Source organism: Actinomadura syzygii, assembly GCF_008085905.1.
Classification (GTDB): Bacteria; Actinomycetota; Actinomycetes; order Streptosporangiales; family Streptosporangiaceae; genus Spirillospora; species Spirillospora syzygii.
Genome location: NZ_VSFF01000011.1, coordinates 151,812 through 166,805, shown reverse-complemented (window position 1 = coordinate 166,805; position 14,994 = coordinate 151,812). Strand labels below are relative to the sequence as shown.

12 protein-coding genes are annotated in these 14,994 nt (G+C 73.9%); 4 read left to right on the top strand and 8 right to left on the bottom strand.

Translation table 11 applies throughout. The features are described 5' to 3' along the window. The first annotated feature begins 52 nt into the window (after positions 1–52). Positions 53–889 carry an alpha/beta fold hydrolase gene (locus tag FXF65_RS28710; RefSeq protein WP_148353169.1) on the top strand — a complete coding sequence of 279 codons (837 nt, stop codon included), beginning with the start codon at positions 53–55 and terminating at the stop codon, positions 887–889. Position 890: 1 nt separating this feature from the next. Continuing rightward, positions 891–1,454 carry a dihydrofolate reductase family protein gene (locus tag FXF65_RS28705; protein ID WP_148353168.1) on the top strand — a complete coding sequence of 188 codons (564 nt, stop codon included), beginning with the start codon at positions 891–893 and terminating at the stop codon, positions 1,452–1,454. Here the strand turns inward: FXF65_RS28705 and FXF65_RS28700 are convergent. Next, positions 1,429–3,294 carry a hydantoinase B/oxoprolinase family protein gene (locus tag FXF65_RS28700; RefSeq protein ID WP_148353167.1) on the bottom strand — a complete coding sequence of 622 codons (1,866 nt, stop codon included), beginning with the start codon at positions 3,292–3,294 and terminating at the stop codon, positions 1,429–1,431. The two genes, FXF65_RS28705 and FXF65_RS28700, sit on opposite strands and share 26 nt — an antisense overlap. Beyond that, positions 3,291–5,324: a hydantoinase/oxoprolinase family protein gene (locus FXF65_RS28695; protein WP_148353166.1), complete on the bottom strand. Its 2,034-nt coding sequence runs from the start codon at positions 5,322–5,324 to the stop codon at positions 3,291–3,293. The genes FXF65_RS28700 and FXF65_RS28695 overlap by 4 nt, the downstream gene beginning before the upstream one ends. 134 nt (positions 5,325–5,458) lie before the next feature. Here FXF65_RS28695 and FXF65_RS28690 point away from each other — a divergent pair, with 134 nt between their 5' ends. Continuing rightward, positions 5,459–5,833, top strand: a complete 375-nt coding sequence (locus tag FXF65_RS28690; RefSeq protein WP_148353165.1) for an FKBP-type peptidyl-prolyl cis-trans isomerase — start codon at positions 5,459–5,461, stop codon at positions 5,831–5,833. On the opposite strand, the gene FXF65_RS28685 is transcribed toward FXF65_RS28690, so the two are convergent. Continuing rightward, positions 5,799–6,515, bottom strand: coding sequence for an SRPBCC family protein (locus FXF65_RS28685; RefSeq protein ID WP_148353164.1), 717 nt, complete (start codon positions 6,513–6,515; stop codon positions 5,799–5,801). The two genes, FXF65_RS28690 and FXF65_RS28685, sit on opposite strands and share 35 nt — an antisense overlap. 236 nt (positions 6,516–6,751) lie before the next feature. Here FXF65_RS28685 and FXF65_RS28680 point away from each other — a divergent pair, with 236 nt between their 5' ends. Beyond that, positions 6,752–7,594, top strand: coding sequence for a polysaccharide deacetylase family protein (locus FXF65_RS28680; RefSeq protein WP_148353163.1), 843 nt, complete (start codon positions 6,752–6,754; stop codon positions 7,592–7,594). Positions 7,595–7,762: 168 nt separating this feature from the next. Here FXF65_RS28680 and cutA read toward each other — a convergent pair whose 3' ends face one another. The 5 genes from cutA to FXF65_RS28655 form a co-directional block, all read right to left on the bottom strand. After that, positions 7,763–10,174, bottom strand: a complete 2,412-nt coding sequence (gene cutA / locus FXF65_RS28675; protein WP_148353162.1) for an aerobic carbon-monoxide dehydrogenase large subunit — start codon at positions 10,172–10,174, stop codon at positions 7,763–7,765. Positions 10,175–10,177: 3 nt separating this feature from the next. After that, positions 10,178–10,675, bottom strand: a complete 498-nt coding sequence (locus FXF65_RS28670; RefSeq protein WP_148353161.1) for a (2Fe-2S)-binding protein — start codon at positions 10,673–10,675, stop codon at positions 10,178–10,180. After that, complete coding sequence (locus FXF65_RS28665; RefSeq protein ID WP_148353160.1) at positions 10,675–11,538, bottom strand: FAD binding domain-containing protein; 864 nt, start codon at positions 11,536–11,538, stop codon at positions 10,675–10,677. Before FXF65_RS28665 ends, FXF65_RS28670 begins: the two co-directional genes overlap by 1 nt. 12 nt (positions 11,539–11,550) lie before the next feature. Next, a complete protein-coding gene (locus FXF65_RS28660; protein WP_148353159.1) occupies positions 11,551–13,008 on the bottom strand; it encodes a uracil-xanthine permease family protein in 1,458 nt (485 codons plus the stop codon). A gap of 214 nt (positions 13,009–13,222) precedes the next feature. Continuing rightward, positions 13,223–14,989: a PucR family transcriptional regulator gene (locus tag FXF65_RS28655; protein WP_148353158.1), complete on the bottom strand. Its 1,767-nt coding sequence runs from the start codon at positions 14,987–14,989 to the stop codon at positions 13,223–13,225. Positions 14,990–14,994 lie beyond the last annotated feature (5 nt).

Sequence of the window (14,994 nt, the reverse complement as noted above, 5' to 3'; positions counted from 1 at the left end):
GCCCGCCGCGCCGAACACGCGCGGCGACACCTCACCAGAAAGGGACGACCCGATGTCCGAGGGCACTGCCACCTCAACCGAAGGCACCGTCACCTCCGCCGACGGCACGACCATCGCCTACACGGCGTGGGGCGACGGCGACCCGGTCGTCATCGTCGACGGCGCGACCGCGCACCGCGCCACGACCCCGGAGAACGCGCAGACCGCCGAGCTGCTGGCGGGCGGCTTCCGTGTGATCAACTACGACCGGCGCGGGCGCGGCGGGAGCGGCGACACCGCGCCCTACGCCGTCGAGCGCGAGTTCGAGGACCTCGCCGCGATCATCGAGGGGCCGGGCGGCGGACGTCCGGCGACGGTGTTCGGCTGGTCGTCCGGCGGGCTCCTCGCCCTCAACGCGGCGCAGGCCGGGGTCCCGGTCGCGCGGCTCGCGCTGTTCGAGCCGCCCGCCGTCGTGGACGGCGGCCGCCCGCCGCTCCCGTCCGACTACGTCGAGCGGCTCGACGCGGCCGTGGCCGAGGGACGTCCCGGCGACGCGGTGGCGCTGTTCATGACGGCCGCCGCGATGATGCCCGAGGAGGCCGTCCAGGGGATGCGCGGCTCCGACTTCTGGCCCGCGCTGGAGGCGGTCGCCCCGACGATCGCCTACGACGGGCGCAACGTCGGGGACGCCATGTCCGGCAGGCCGCTGCGCGCCGACCGGTGGGACAGGGTCGGCGTGCCCGTCCTCGTGCTCCACGGCGAGGACACGTGGCCCGCCCTCGCCGCCGGAGCGAAGGCGGTGGCCGACCACCTCCCGACCGCGACGCTGAAGGCGATCCCGGGCGAGAACCACAGCACCACGGCGCCCGCCCTCGCGCCCGTGCTGGCCGCCTTCGCGAAGGGGGCCTGACATGGGACGCATCGTCGTCACCGAGTTCATCTCCCTGGACGGCGTCGTCCAGTCCCCGGGCGGCGAGGACTTCAAGTACCCGAACTGGAGCTTCGACTTCGACCGGGGGCCGGAGGGCGAGCAGTTCAAGACCGACGAGGCGCTCGGGTCGGCCGCGCTGCTGCTGGGCCGCGTCACCTACGAGGGGTTCGCGGCCGCGTGGCCGCAGTACGAGGGCGAGCTCGCCGACAAGTACAACGGGATGCCGAAGTACGTCGTCTCCGGCACGCTCAAGAACCCCGAGTGGAACAACACGTCGGTGCTCTCCGGCGGCCTGGCCGAGGAGGTCGCCCGCCTCAAGCGGGACGTGGACGGCGAGATCTCGGTGGCGGGCAGCATCCGGCTCGTCAAGGGGCTGCTCGCGCTCGACCTCGTCGACGAGATCCACCTCATGTGGTTCCCCGTGATCCTCGGCCACGGCCTCAAGCTCTGGACGGAGACGCCCGACAAGAGCACATGGACGCTCACCGAGTCGACGCGGTACGGGAAGGACGCCCTCGTCACCGTCCATCGACGGGCGCGGTGACATCCACGGGCGCGGTCACGTCGGGCGCGGTGACGTCGACGTCGGCCGACGCGGCCCCGCCGGACAGCCTCGGGTAGCCGGGGCCCCGGTCGAAGAAGGGGGCGGGGCCGCGCTCGGCGCGCAGCCGGGCGCGCAGGGCCGCCGTCGCGTCGCCGTCCACGCGGCCGTCGGACGACAGGACGGCGCCGTAGTCGTCGCGGGCGCCCGCGGCCGACACCTTCCCGTCGCGGACGTCGTCCGCCACCCGCGCCGGGTCGCGGTCCAGGGGGTCGCCCCAGCCGCCTCCCCCGGTCGTCCGGATGCGGATCACCTGACCGGCGCGGACGGGCTGGTCGTCGACCAGGCCGTCCATCTCCTCGCCGTCGATGTCGACGCGGAACGGGCGCCCGGCCCGGCCGCCGTTGACGCCCCAGCACGACAGGATCGACCGGTCCGCGATCGACATGTAGTGCGCGTCGCGCAGCATCCGGATGTGCTTGTCGTAGCCGAGCCCGCCCCGGAACTCCCCCGGCCCGCCCGAGTCGACGGCGAGGCCGAGGCGCTCCACGAGGAACGGCCAGCGCGCCTCGGCGAACTCGGCGGGGATGTTGCGGGAGTCGGGGACGACGTGGATCGTGTCCTCGCCGTCCGCGTAGTAGCGGCCGCCCGACCCGCCGCCGAGCACCTCGCGCATCAGGTAGGGGCCGCGGTCGTCGTCGCCGTAGACGCCGGTGTAGCGGATCGTCTCCTGGTCGGCGGGCATCCGCCCGCCGGTGGCCTTGGCGAGGACGCCCGCGAGGACGCCGAGCAGCCGCAGGATCACGAACGTCCGCGCGTTCGTCGGCGCCGGGAACACCGGCGTGAGCAGCGTGCCCTTCTCCGGGAACCGCATCTCGATCAGCGGCACGACGCCCTCGTTGACGTCCAGTTCGGCGGCCCGCTCCGGCGTGTCGGCGAGGTTCCGCAGGACGGGCGCCAGCCACTTCTTCAGGAACACCCCGTCCGCGTAGTCGCCCGCGTGGTTGATCGGCCCCTTGGCCTGCGGGGACGTGCCGGTGAAATCGATGACGAGCGGGACGTCGGCCGCCTTGTCGACGGTCAGCGTGATCCGCTGCGCGTGGAGGCGGGGCGGGTCGACGCCGTCGTGCTCGGCGTAGTCCTCCCAGACGAACACGCCGTCCGGGATCTTGGCGAGCAGCTCGCGGCGGAACGTCGCGGTGGTCCGGTCGATGATCGCGTCGAAGCACGCCTCGACGTCGGCGCGGCCGTAGCGGGCGAACAGGTCGCCGAGGCGGCGGGCGCCCATCAGGCAGGCGGAGCACTCGGCGTCCAGGTCCCCGGCGAGGGAGTCGGGCATCCGCGAGTTGCGCGTCATGATCGTCAGCGCCGCCCGGTTCGGGACGCCCTCGTCCCACAGCTTGATCGGCGGGACCATCAGGCCCTCCTCGAACGCGCTGCGGGCGTGGCTCGGCATCGACCCCGGGACGGCGCCGCCGATGTCGTCGTGATGCCCGAACGCCTGCACGAACGCGACGACCTCCCCGCCGTGGAAAACGGGAACGGTGACGCACAGGTCGGGCAGGTGCCCGATGCCGCCCTCCGACAGGTACACGTCGTTGTGGAAGAACACGTCGCCGGGACGCATCTCCTCCAGCGGGAAGTCGCGGACGACCGGCTGGACGAGCGCGGAGTAGGACCGTCCGGTCAGCTTGCGGAGCCGCCGGTCGTGGATGCCCGCGCGGAAGTCGTGCGCGTCCCGGATCATCGGGGACCGGGCCGTCCGCGCGATGGCCGTCTCGACCTCCCGCTCCACGGACGCCAGCGTCCCCTCGACGATCTCCAGCAGGATCGGGTCGATCATCGCTTCACCACCAGGTTGCCGTGGCCGTCGAGTTCCGCCGTGAAGCCGGGGTGGAGCGGCAGCGTCGACCCGAACTCCTCGATGACGGCCGGGCCGGTCACGGCGTCGCCGGGGGCGAGCTTCTCGCGGCGGTAGACGGGCGTGTCCGTCCAGTCGTCGAAGTAGACGCGGCGCGCTCCGGTCAGCGCCCGGGACGGGTCGCCGTCCCCCGGCGGACGTTCGGCGAGGCGCGGCCGGTCGATCGGGCCGATCCCGGAGACGCGCAGGTTGACCCACTCGACCGGATGGCGCGGATCGTCGCGGTGGCAGTAGCCGTAGAGGGCCTCGTGCGCGTCGTGGAACCGGCGGACGACCTCGGCGCGGAACGCCCCGTCCGGCGGGCCCGCCGGGGCCGCGACCCGCACCTCGAACGCCTGCCCGTAGTAGCGCAGGTCGGCGGAGCGGGCGAAGCGCCGCCGGTCCGGCGGGAAGCCCTCGCGGGCGAGCGCGTCGGCCGCCTCCGCTTCGAGCTCCGCGTAGATCGCGGCGGGCAGGGCGGGGTCGAGTTCGGCGTCGCGGACGACACTCGTCCGCACGTAGTCGTTCTTCACGTCCACGGTGAGCAGCCCGAACGCCGACAGGTTCCCGGGGTTCTCCGGGACGACCGCGACCGGCAGCCCGAGCACGTCGAGCAGCCGGCACGCGAGCAGCGGCCCCGACCCGCCGAACGCGACGAGCGGGTAGTCGCGGACGTCCAGGCCCCGCTTCACCGTGATCTGTCGGATCGCGTTGGCCTGGTTCCACGCGGAGATCTCCAGGATCCCGGCGGCGGCGCGCTCGATGGGCAGGCCGAGGTCGTCGGCGAGGGCGGCGAGCCCGGCGCGGGCGGCGGCCACGTCGAGCGGGACCTCGCCGCCGAGCAGGTGCGGCGGGATGCGGCCGAGGACGGCGTGCGCGTCCGTCACCGTCGCCTCCGTCCCGCCGCGCCCGTAGCAGAGCGGGCCGGGGTCGGCGCCCGCGCTGCGCGGCCCGACCTTCAGCGCGCCGTCCGGCGACCGCCACGCGACCGACCCGCCGCCCGCGCCGACCGTCACGATGTCGATCATCGGGATCTTGACGGGATGGCGGCCGATCGACCCCTCGGTGGTGAGGGTCGGCTCGCCGTCCAGGACGACCGCGACGTCGGTGGACGTCCCGCCGCCGTCCAGCGTCACGACGGAACCGCGGCCGCTGTGCGAGACCACGAACGCGGCGCCGAGCGCGCCCGCCGCCGGGCCGGACAGCACCGTCGTGATCGGCTGCCGTGCGACCTCCTCCGCCGACAGCACGCCGCCGTTGCTCTTCATCACGAGCAGCCGGGCCGCCGCGCGCTCGGCGATCCGCGCGAGGTAGCCGTTCATCGCGGGTTTCACGGCGGCGTCCACCAGCGTCGTCACCGACCGCTCGTACTCGCGGTACTCGCGCAGCACCTCGCACGACAGCGACACGACGGCGTCCGGGTGCTCGCGGGTGAGGACCTCCCGCATCGCCAGCTCGTGCGACGGGTCGGCGTAGGAGTGCAGGAAGCACACCCCGATCGCGCGGATCCCCGCGTCGCGGAAGAAGCGGGCCGCCGCGACCGCCGACTCCTCGTCGAACGGACGCAGCTCCGCGCCGGTGTGGTCGAGCCGCCCGCCGACCGTCCGCACCCGGTGCGCCGGGACGATCCGCGGCGGCTTCACCCAGAAGTAGCTGTTGCCGTACCCGTCCGGGACGCTCTGCCGCGCGATCTCCAGGATCGGCCCGAACCCCTCCGTCGTGACGAACCCGAGGTCGTCGACGCGGTCCTCGAGCAGCCGGTTCGTGGCGACGGTCGTGCCGTGGCAGAGGGCCGCGACGTCGTCGGGCCCGGCGCCGAGCAGGGCAAGGATCTTCGTCACACCGGCCGCGAACCCGGCGGCCGGGTCGGCGGGCGTCGACGGGGTCTTCGTGGTGACGAGCGCGCCGTCCGCGTCCAGCGCCACGACGTCGGTGAACGTCCCGCCCGTGTCGATCCCGATCCGCAGCCTCATGGACACGGGTCTACCGGACGCCGCCCACCTGCGGAACCGTCGCAACCTGCCAACGCGCCCGGCGTACTTTCGTGCGCGCCCGCTGCGGCTAGGCTGAGCACTTCCCAATCCGACCCGAACGCTGGAGCCCGTCAATGGCGCTGGAACGCCCCGAGATCGACTTCCCCGAGGGACAGCCCCCCTCGAACCTCGACATCACCGACATCACCCAGGGCGACGGGCCCGAGGCGACCAAGGGCGCGAACGTCTCGATGCACTACGTCGGCGTGTCCTGGTCGACCGGCGAGGAGTTCGACGCGTCCTGGAACCGCGGCTCGACGTTCGACTTCCCGCTCGGCGGCGGCCGCGTCATCAAGGGCTGGGACATGGGCATCGTCGGCATGAAGGTCGGCGGGCGGCGCAAGCTCGTCATCCCGCCGCACCTCGCCTACGGCGACCGCAGCCCGAGCCCGGCGATCAAGCCCGGCGAGACGCTCATCTTCGTCGTGGACCTCGTCGCGGTGAACTGAGTCTCGCTGAACTGAGTCGCGGTGGGCTGACTCGCGGTGAACTGACCGCGCGGCGGCCGAGCAGGTAGCCGAGCGCCACACCGGCGAGCGCGACGGCGCCGCCCGTCCCGAACGCGACCGCCATCGGCCACGCCGGAGCGACCCGCTCCGGCGTGGCCGCGGCGCGTCCTGCGTACACCGGGCCGGGCGCCGCCTGCGCGGGAGCGGCGGGGACGGGTTCGGGCGGGGCGGCGATGTCTGGCGGCGCGGCGATGTCGCGTTCGACGGCGGCGAAGAACTCGCCCGCCGTCCGCTTCGCGACGGTGCCGAGCATCCGCTGGCCGACGCCGCCGACCATCCCGCCGACGACCGCGTCCGCGTCGTAGTCGATCCGGGTCGCGGCGTCGCCGTCGCCGGAGAGCCGGACGCGGACCGTCGCGTCCACCGTGCCCGGCGCGCCCTGCCCCCGCGCACGCAGGACGAACGAGCGCGGCGGGTCGGGGTCGGCGAGTTCGACGCGGCCCGCGTAGGTGCCGCGGATCGACGCGACGCCCGCCGAGACGGTCATGCGGTAGGCGCCGGGGCTGGTCTCCTCCAGGGACCGGCAGCCGGGGATCGTCCGCGCCAGGACGGCCGGGTCCTGGAGCGCGTCCCAGACGCGGGCGAGCGGCGCGGCGACGGTGGCACTGCCGGTGAGCTGCATGTCCCGACTGTAGGGAACGGCACGGCGGGGCCGAACGGCAACATCTGCCGAGTACACGCCGAGGATTGGGCGGATGCGCTCGCTTTCGCGTGGGAAATGGTCAGATATGTCGGGCGAGTCGCGCCGTCCCGCGAACCCTCCCGGCGAACGGCGCGTCAACCGATGCGGAACACCTGAAGACTTGAACGACCGACCGACCCCGATCGAACCCCTCGACCGAACGGAGCACGCGGCCGATGCCCGGGAAAGCGCCCCTGATCACCATCGTCGCCGCCGCGCTCGTCGGCGTGGTCGCGGGCGGCTGGCCCATCGTCACCGCGCAGGCGGGCGGCTCGGGGCCGTCGACGCGGACGCGGCTCGCGTCCGTCCTCGGCGACCAGCAGTGGGACACGCCGAAGCCCGGCACGTGGACGATGCCGAAGCCGTCCACCGACGGCCTGCCCCCTGTCATCGACCACATCGAGACGCAGGAGCGCGTCGTCTTCCTCACCATCGACGACGGCTACGAGTACGACTCGCGGTTCGTGAACCTGATACGCACGCAGAAGGTCCCCATCATGACCTTCCTGACCTCGACGTACATCAAGGGGCAGGGCCAGTATTTCTGGGCGATGCGCAACGCCGGGTCGCCCATGGAGAACCACACCGTCAGCCACCCGAACATGCCGACGCTCAGCCCGGAGGCGCAGAAGAAGCAGATCTGCGACGCGTCCGACGAGATCGCGAAGCAGTACGGGCGGCGTCCCGAGGTGTTCCGGCCGCCGTTCGGCGCGTTCAACCCGACGACCCGGCAGGTCGCCAAGGAGTGCGGCATCAAGTCGATCCTGATCTGGTCGGCGGAGTTCTACAACGGGACGTCCGGTCCGGGCGTCGGTTTCAACGGCTTCGCGCGCGGCGACGGCGGCAAGGGGTTCAAGCCCGGCGACATCATCCTCATGCACTACCGCAAGGGCCTCGCGCAGGAGCTGGAGATGATCCTCGGCTGGATCAGGCAGGCCGGGTTCCGCCCGGCGGCCGTGCAGAACTACCTGCCGAAGTCGCTCGGCGGCAACGCCCCGGAGACGCCCGCGCACGGCTAGCGGACGCGCGACCGAAAACCGACCTTCCCGGAGGAATCCCGGTTAGCGCGGACCCCTTCCGCGGCCTTGACTAGGGTCAACACGCTGGCGGGGTTGAGGTCCCCCGCAAACCCGAGCCGACCCCGCCAGCCTCTCCCACCCGGCCCTCTCCCCCTACCGGCCGTGAGGTCATCCGGTCCGGGCGCCCTCGCGGACGCGGAGCGACGGGTCGTCCGCCGCCCGCAGCCGCAGCGTGTGGAGGTCGTCCGGGGAGATCGGCATCGCGTCCACGCGGACGCCCTCCGCGTCCTCCACCGCCGACGCGATCACCGCCGACACCGGGATGACGCCCGCCTCCCCCGCCCCCTTGATCCCGAGCGGGTTCAGCGGCGACGGCGTCTCCAGGTGGCCCGTCTCGATCCGCGGGACCTCCGTCGCGTACGGCATGAGGAAGTCCATGAACGAGGCGTTCAGGAGCTGGCCGGACTCGTCGTAGGCCATCCGCTCGTACAGCGCGCCGCCGACGCCCTGCGCGACGCCGCCGTGGATCTGCCCCTCCACGACCATCGGGTTGATGAGCCGCCCGCAGTCGTGGACGACCGCGTACCGCAGGATGGCGATCTCCGCCGTGTCCGGGTCGACCTCCACGATCGCGGCGTGCGCGCCGGACGCGAACGTCGACCGGACGGGCGAGTAGTACCCGCGTCCCTCCAGGCCGGGTTCCTCCCCGGACGCGACCGGTGGCTCGGTCGCCGGGCGCCCCACCGCGAACTGCGTCGCCGCCGCGGCCTCCTCGTCGAACGCGTACCGCAGCGGGTTCGACAGCACCGCCACCGTCCGCAGCGGGACCGACGCCGACATGTCGCCCCGCACGTGCACCACCCCGTCGGTGACGTCGAGGTCGCGCGGGTCGGCCTCCAGCGCGTCCGCCGCGATCCGCAGCGCCTTCTCGCGCACCTTCCGGCAGGCCAGCGCGATCGCGTTGCCGCTCATCACGGCGGCGCGGGACGCGAACGTCCCGACCGCGTACCCGAACCGGCGCGTGTCGCCCGTCGTGACGTGGACGTCCTCCAGCGGGACGCCCAATTCGGCGGCGGCGATCTGCGCGAACGCCGTCTCGTGGCCCTGGCCCTGCGAGGTCAGCCCGGTCGAGACGTGCACCCGCCCGGCCGTGTCGATCTCGACGTGCCCGCCCTCGTACGGGCCGACGCCGGTGCCCTCCACGTACAGGCCGAGGCCGATGCCGAGCCGCCGCCCCCGGGACGCGGCGGCGCGCTCGGCGGCGAAGCCGTCCCAGCCGATCAGCTCGCGCGCCTTGCGGAGCAGCTCCGGGTAGTCGCCCGAGTCGTAGATCAGCGGGCGCCCGTCCTGGAAGAGGAGGCCCTGGTCGTAGGGGAACTCGTCGGGCTGGATGAGGTTCGCGGCGCGGACGTCGGCGCGGTCGCGGCCGAGGTGGCGGGCGATGCGGTCCATCGTCCGCTCCATGCAGTAGACGCCCTGGGGACGCCCCGCGCCCCGGTACGGCGTGACGATCAGCGTGTTCGTGTAGAGGCTCGTCACCTCCGCCCGGTACGCGCCGATCTTGTACGGGCCGAGGAGCTGGGTGGACGTGACGATCGGGATGATGATCCCGTACGGGGTGTAGGCGCCGTGGTCGTGCCGGATCCGCACGTCGAGGCCGAGGACGCGGCCCGCGTCGTCGAACCCGACCCGCACGTCCTGGACCTGCCCGCGCTCGTGCGCGGCGGACACGAAGTGCTCGCGGCGGTCCTCGGTCCACTTGAGCTCGCGGTCCAGCAGCCGCGCCGCCCACGGGACGAGCACCTCCTCCGGCCACGGATGGACGATCTTCACGCCGAAACCGCCGCCGACGTCCGGCGCGACCACCTCGACCTTGCCGTTCGGCAGCCCGAGCCGCGCCGCGATCGCCGCCCGCACGCTGGTCGACGTCTGGGTGGAGGAGTACACGCGCAGCGAGCCGTCGTCGGCGTCCCACCGCGCGTAGACGCCGCGCCCCTCCAGCGGGGTGGACGCGCTCCGCTCGATCGACAGCCGGAACTCCAGCGCGTGCGGCGCGGCGTCGATCGCGGCGGCCGCGTCCCCGGTCTCCTGGACGAGCACCGCCCCGACGTTGCCCGGCACGTCGTCGTGGACGAGGTGCTCGGCCCGCGCCGCCGCCTCGATCCCGACGACGGGCGGCAGCGGCTCGTACTCGACGTGGACGCGCTCGGCGGCGTCCTCGGCCAGGTACCGGTCATGGGCGACGACCATCGCGACGGGCTCGCCGACGTGCCGGACGACGTCCCGCGCCAGCGGGTAGCCGGTCCGGCCGTGCGTCAGCGCCGGGTGCGGGATGAGCAGCGGCAGCGGGTCGCCGACCCGGCCGGGAAGGTCCTCCCACGTGTAGATCGCGACGAGCCCCTCGACGTCCAGCGCGCCGGACACGTCGATGTCGGTGATCCGGGCGTGCGCGTGCGGCGACCGGACGAACGCGGCGGCGAGCGCGCCGCGCCCGAGGTCGTCGAGGAAGCGGCCCCGGCCGGTGAGGAACCGGCCGTCCTCGCGGCGCCGGACCGGCTCGCCGAACACGCGCGTCCCCATCGGTCACTCCCCTGGTTCGGCCGGCTCGCTGAGCAGGTCGGCGGCGCGGTGCACCGATTTCACGATGTTCTGGTACCCGGTGCAGCGGCACAGGTTTCCGGAGATCCCTTCGAGCACCTGGTCGCGGGACGGCCGCGGGTTCTCCCGCAGCAACGCCGTGACCGTGCAGAGGAACCCGGGCGTGCAGAACCCGCACTGGAGGCCGTGGCACTCGCGGAACGCGCGCTGCACCGGGGACGGCGTGCCGTCCGGCGCGGCGAGGCCCTCGACGGTGGTGACCTCGTGCCCGGCGGCGGTGACGGCGAACATCAGGCACGAGCGCACCGGGTCGCCGTCCAGCAGGACGGTGCAGCACCCGCACACGCCGTGCTCGCAGCCGACGTGCGTGCCGGTCAGCCCGAGGTCGTGCCGGAGGAAGTCCGACAGGAGCCGCCGCGCCGGGACGCTCGCCGTGCGGGGCGTCCCGTTGACGGTCAGCTCCACCTCGAACCGCTCCTCCATCACTCCCCCGCCTTCCGCAGCGCCTCGGCGGCCGCCGCCGCGCAGGCGCGCTCGGTGAGCACGCCGGTCAGGTGCCGCCGGTAGGCGGCACCCGCGTGGATGTCGGACTCGGGGTCGACGCGCTCGCGGACGTGCGCGGCGGCGGCCGCCCAGTCGCCGCGCGGCCCGGCGGCGCCGCTCAGGTCGAGGACGAGCGGCGTCGCGGACACGCCCAGGTATCCGGCGCGGGCGGCGCGGACGCGCAGGTCCTCGTCGAGGGTGACGACGGCGGCGACGCCCGCGAGGGCGTAGTCGCCGTGCCGCCGCGCCGTCTCGGTGAACGCGGTGCCGGTGCGGGGCGGCAGCGCGGGGAAGAACGCGGAGACCGCCAGCTCGCCGGGTTCGAGCGAGGACTCCAGCGGCCCGGCGAACAGCTCCGCCGCCGGGATCGTGCGCCGCCCCCGGCTGGACGCGGCCTCGACCGTCCCGCCGAGGACGGCCAGCACGGCGGGCAGCTCGGCGGCCGGGTCGGCGTGCGCGAGGCTCCCGACGACCGTGCCCCGGTTGCGGATCACCGGGTGCGCGACGTGCCGGAGCGCCTGCCCGAGCAGCGGCTGCACGGCCGCCGCCTCCGCCGACCGCTCGACCCGCGCGTGCCGGGCGAGCGCGCCGACGCGAACGCCGCCGTCCCCGGCGCGCAGCGCGTCGAGCTCGGCGATCCGGTTGATGTCGACCAGGTCGGACGGCGCGGCGAGCCGCATGTTCAGCAGCGGGACGAGGCTCTGCCCGCCCGCGAGCACCTTCCCGGACGGCGCCGCGGCGAGCGCGTCGAGCGCCTCGTCCACGGTGCGCGGGGCGTGGTAGCCGAACGGCGGCGGCTTCATCGCGTCCTCCCGTCAGCCCGCGCCGGTCTCGGGCGCGCTCGGGGGGCGGACCGGTCCACCGATCTCCCGCTCGCCGGGCGCGATGACGCCGCCGCCCGAGCCGTCCGGGCCGCGGACCGCGTTCAGCACGTGGTACCCGAGGAGGACGGCGATGGTGCCGAGCGCGATGCCCTGCAGCGGGAAGTCGTCGGTGATCTTCAGGGTGACGTCCCCGATCGCGAGGATGATCCCGGCCGCGACCGGGACGAGGTTGACCGGGTCGGCGAAGTCGACCCGGTTCTCGATCCAGATCTTCGCGCCGAGCAGCCCGATCATCCCGTACAGGACGACGGTGATCCCGCCGAGCACCCCGCCCGGCGTCGCCGCGACGAGCGCGCCGAACTTCGGGCACAGCCCGAACAGGATCGCGACGGCGGCGGCGACCAGGTAGGCGGCCGTCGAGTAGATCCGGGTGGCGGCCATGACGCCGATGTTCTCGGCGTAGGTGGTGGTGGGCGAGCCGCCGACGGCGGTGGCGAGCACGGTGCCGACGCCGTCCGCGGCGACGGCGCGGCCGAGGACGGGGTCGAGGTCCGCGCCGGTCATCGCGGCGACCGCCTTCACGTGCCCGGTGTTCTCCGCGATCAGCGCGATCACCGGGGGCAGCGCCAGCAGGATGGCCGAGGTCTTGAAGTCGGGCGCGTGCAGGCTCGGGAACCCGAACCAGTCGGCGGCCTGCACGCCGTCGACGTTGATGCGGTCGTGCGGGAACGCCGTCGCGACGCAGTACGGGCCCTCGGCCGGGCATGCCTTGCCGGACGCGTCCAGCAGGTTCTGCCCCGGCAGCACGGAAGTGATCTTGCCCGCGGTGCTGTCGAGGAGCCACGAGAGCAAGTACCCGAAGACGAGGGCGAGGAGCACCGCGATCCGGGCCCAGAAGCCGCGCAGCAGCACCGCGCAGAACACGGCGAACCCGAGCGTCGCGAGCGCGACCCACTGGTCCTGCGGCCAGTACACGTTCGCGACGACCGGCGCCAGGTTGAAGCCGATCAGCATCACGACCGCGCCGGTCACGACCGGCGGGAACACCCGGTGGACGACGTCCCCGCCCGCGAAGTGGATCAGCACGCCGACGAGCGCGAGCACGACGCCCGCGACGAGGATCGCGCCGGTCACGGTGGCGCTGTCGCCGCCCGCCGCGCGGATCGCCGCGACCGCGCCGACGAACGACGCGCTCGTCCCGAGGTAGCTCGGCACCCGGCCGCCGACGATCAGCAGGAACAGCAGCGTCGCGACCCCGGACATCATGATCGCGAGGTTCGGGTCGAGGCCCATCACCACCGGGAACACGAAGGTCGCGCCGAACATCGCCACCACGTGCTGCGCGCCGATGCCCGCGGTGCGCGGCCACGACAGCCGCTCGTCCGGTCCGACCACCTCGCCCGGCGGCGGGGTGCGCCCGTCGCCGTGCAGCTTCCAGCCGATCATCATCGGGCCCTCCCGCCCAGCCGCCCTGCCCACCCGGCCCGCCCAACCCGGCGCGGGCCTGCGGGCAAGGTAGATCTACCCAGGTGGACGGGCATCGGCGACTGTTGCCAAAGCCCGCCTCCCGGATTGGGAGGACCGGCCCGTGTGAGACGCGGGAGGCGCGACCGGCGCGCCCCCTGGGAGCGTCGCGACGATGACACTACCCTCGGTACCACCCTCAGATACCGCGCATGCGCAGCACGTGAAGGGCGAGGGTGAGGTTGAGCCGGAGATGCGCGTCCTCGGTGAACGCGCCGAGCATCCGTTCCAGCTTCCCGATGCGGTAGCGGAGCGTGTTGTAGTGGAAGTGGAGCCTGCGGGCCGTCTCGGCGACGTTGAGGTTGGTCTCCAGCAGCACCTGGAGGGTGCGGCGCAGGTCGACCAGCTCCGGCTCGTCGTCGGCGGCGAGGTCGCCGAGCGTCTCCCGGACGAAGGCGTGCAGCTCCTCCGGGTCGGACACGAGGCTCAGCAGCCGGTACACGCCGAGCTGGTCGAAGTGCGCCCGCGCGCCCGTGCCGTTGAGCTGCCGGCCGACCCGGACGGCCTTCACGGCCTGCTCGTACGCCTCGGGCAGCGCGGCCGGGGACGTCACCGTCCGGCTGACGCCGGTGGAGAACGTCCGCCGCACCGGCAGGTGCTCGGCGAAGATCGACGACGCCTCCTTCAGCATCGCCTGCACCGGCCCGGCGGTCAGCTCGGCGGGATCGTCGCCCTCCGCGCCGACCACCGCGACGACCTCGTGCGCGAAGCTCGCGACGGCCGCGCCCCGGTCGTGCCGGCGGACGGCGGTCGTCCAGGCGGCGGCGAGCCGCTCCTGCGCCGAGCGCTCCTCGGCGCCGCGCCCGCCGCGCGCCGCCGCGTCGGCGTCGGGCGGCTTCGCGCGGCCCTTCGCGTCCGGCTCGGCGGCCGGACCGCCGCCGCGCGGGCGGCCGTCCAGCTCGGCGACGATCACCATGACGGGACGGTCGAGGTCCCAGCCGAACCCGTCGCAGTGCGCGACGACCCGGTCGTCGTCGCCCGCCCGTCCGGCGAGGATGTCGCGCAGGAAGTCGGCGCGGTACTTGCTCTCGACGGCGGCGACGGCCTGCTGCTTCGTCACCACGAGCGCCGCGACGGTCGCCGCCCGCTCCAGGATGCCGAGGTCGGAGCCGCGCAGCGCGCCGCCGGGGCTGAACGCGATGATCCGGCCGTGGTCGAAGCCGCCCGCCATCACGGGCACGACCAGGTGGTCGCCGGTGCCGTGCGCGCCGATGATGCCGCAGCCGCCGCGGCCGCACGCGGCGTGCCGCCCGGCGTCGAACGCGCGCATCGCCTGGACGTGCTCGTCCGGGCCCGCGCCCGCGAGGACGCGCTGCTCGCCGTCCAGGACGACGACGGCCACGTCGAGGAGGGTCGCGACCTCGTCCACGACCTCCTGGAGCCCGCCGCCGCACAGGACGATCTGCACCAGCGCGCGGTGCACCTCCTCGGTGCGGGCGAGCACGGACGCCTGCCGGTTCAGGATGTCGGTCAGGACCTGGTTCAGGATGTCGTCGAAGCCGACGTCGTTCGGGAGCAGGATCAGGGGGAAGCCGCGGCGGTCGGCCTGCGCGATCATCTCGGCGGGGAGGGAGTCGAGGTAGCGGCCGAGCTTGATGGCGAGGGCCGCGAGCCCGCGCTCGTCCAGGTCCGCGACCAGGTTGTCGAGCGACTGGGGGGTGTTGCGGAGGGGGTAGCCGGTCGTCAGGAGCAGTTCGTTCGGCTTCACCCACGACAGGATGTCGGGGACCTCCATCACGTTGAGCCGCTGGACGACGCGCTCCAGCCCGGCCCGGCCGGCGATGAGGCGGGCGCCGTTGAGGGTGCTGACGCCGAGGACCTCCCCGACCGAGAGGCCGTAGGTCAGTGTTCCGGTGCTTGCGAGCCTGAGGGCCGGTGGGCCCGGGTCCGCGGTTGTGTAACTCATGCCAG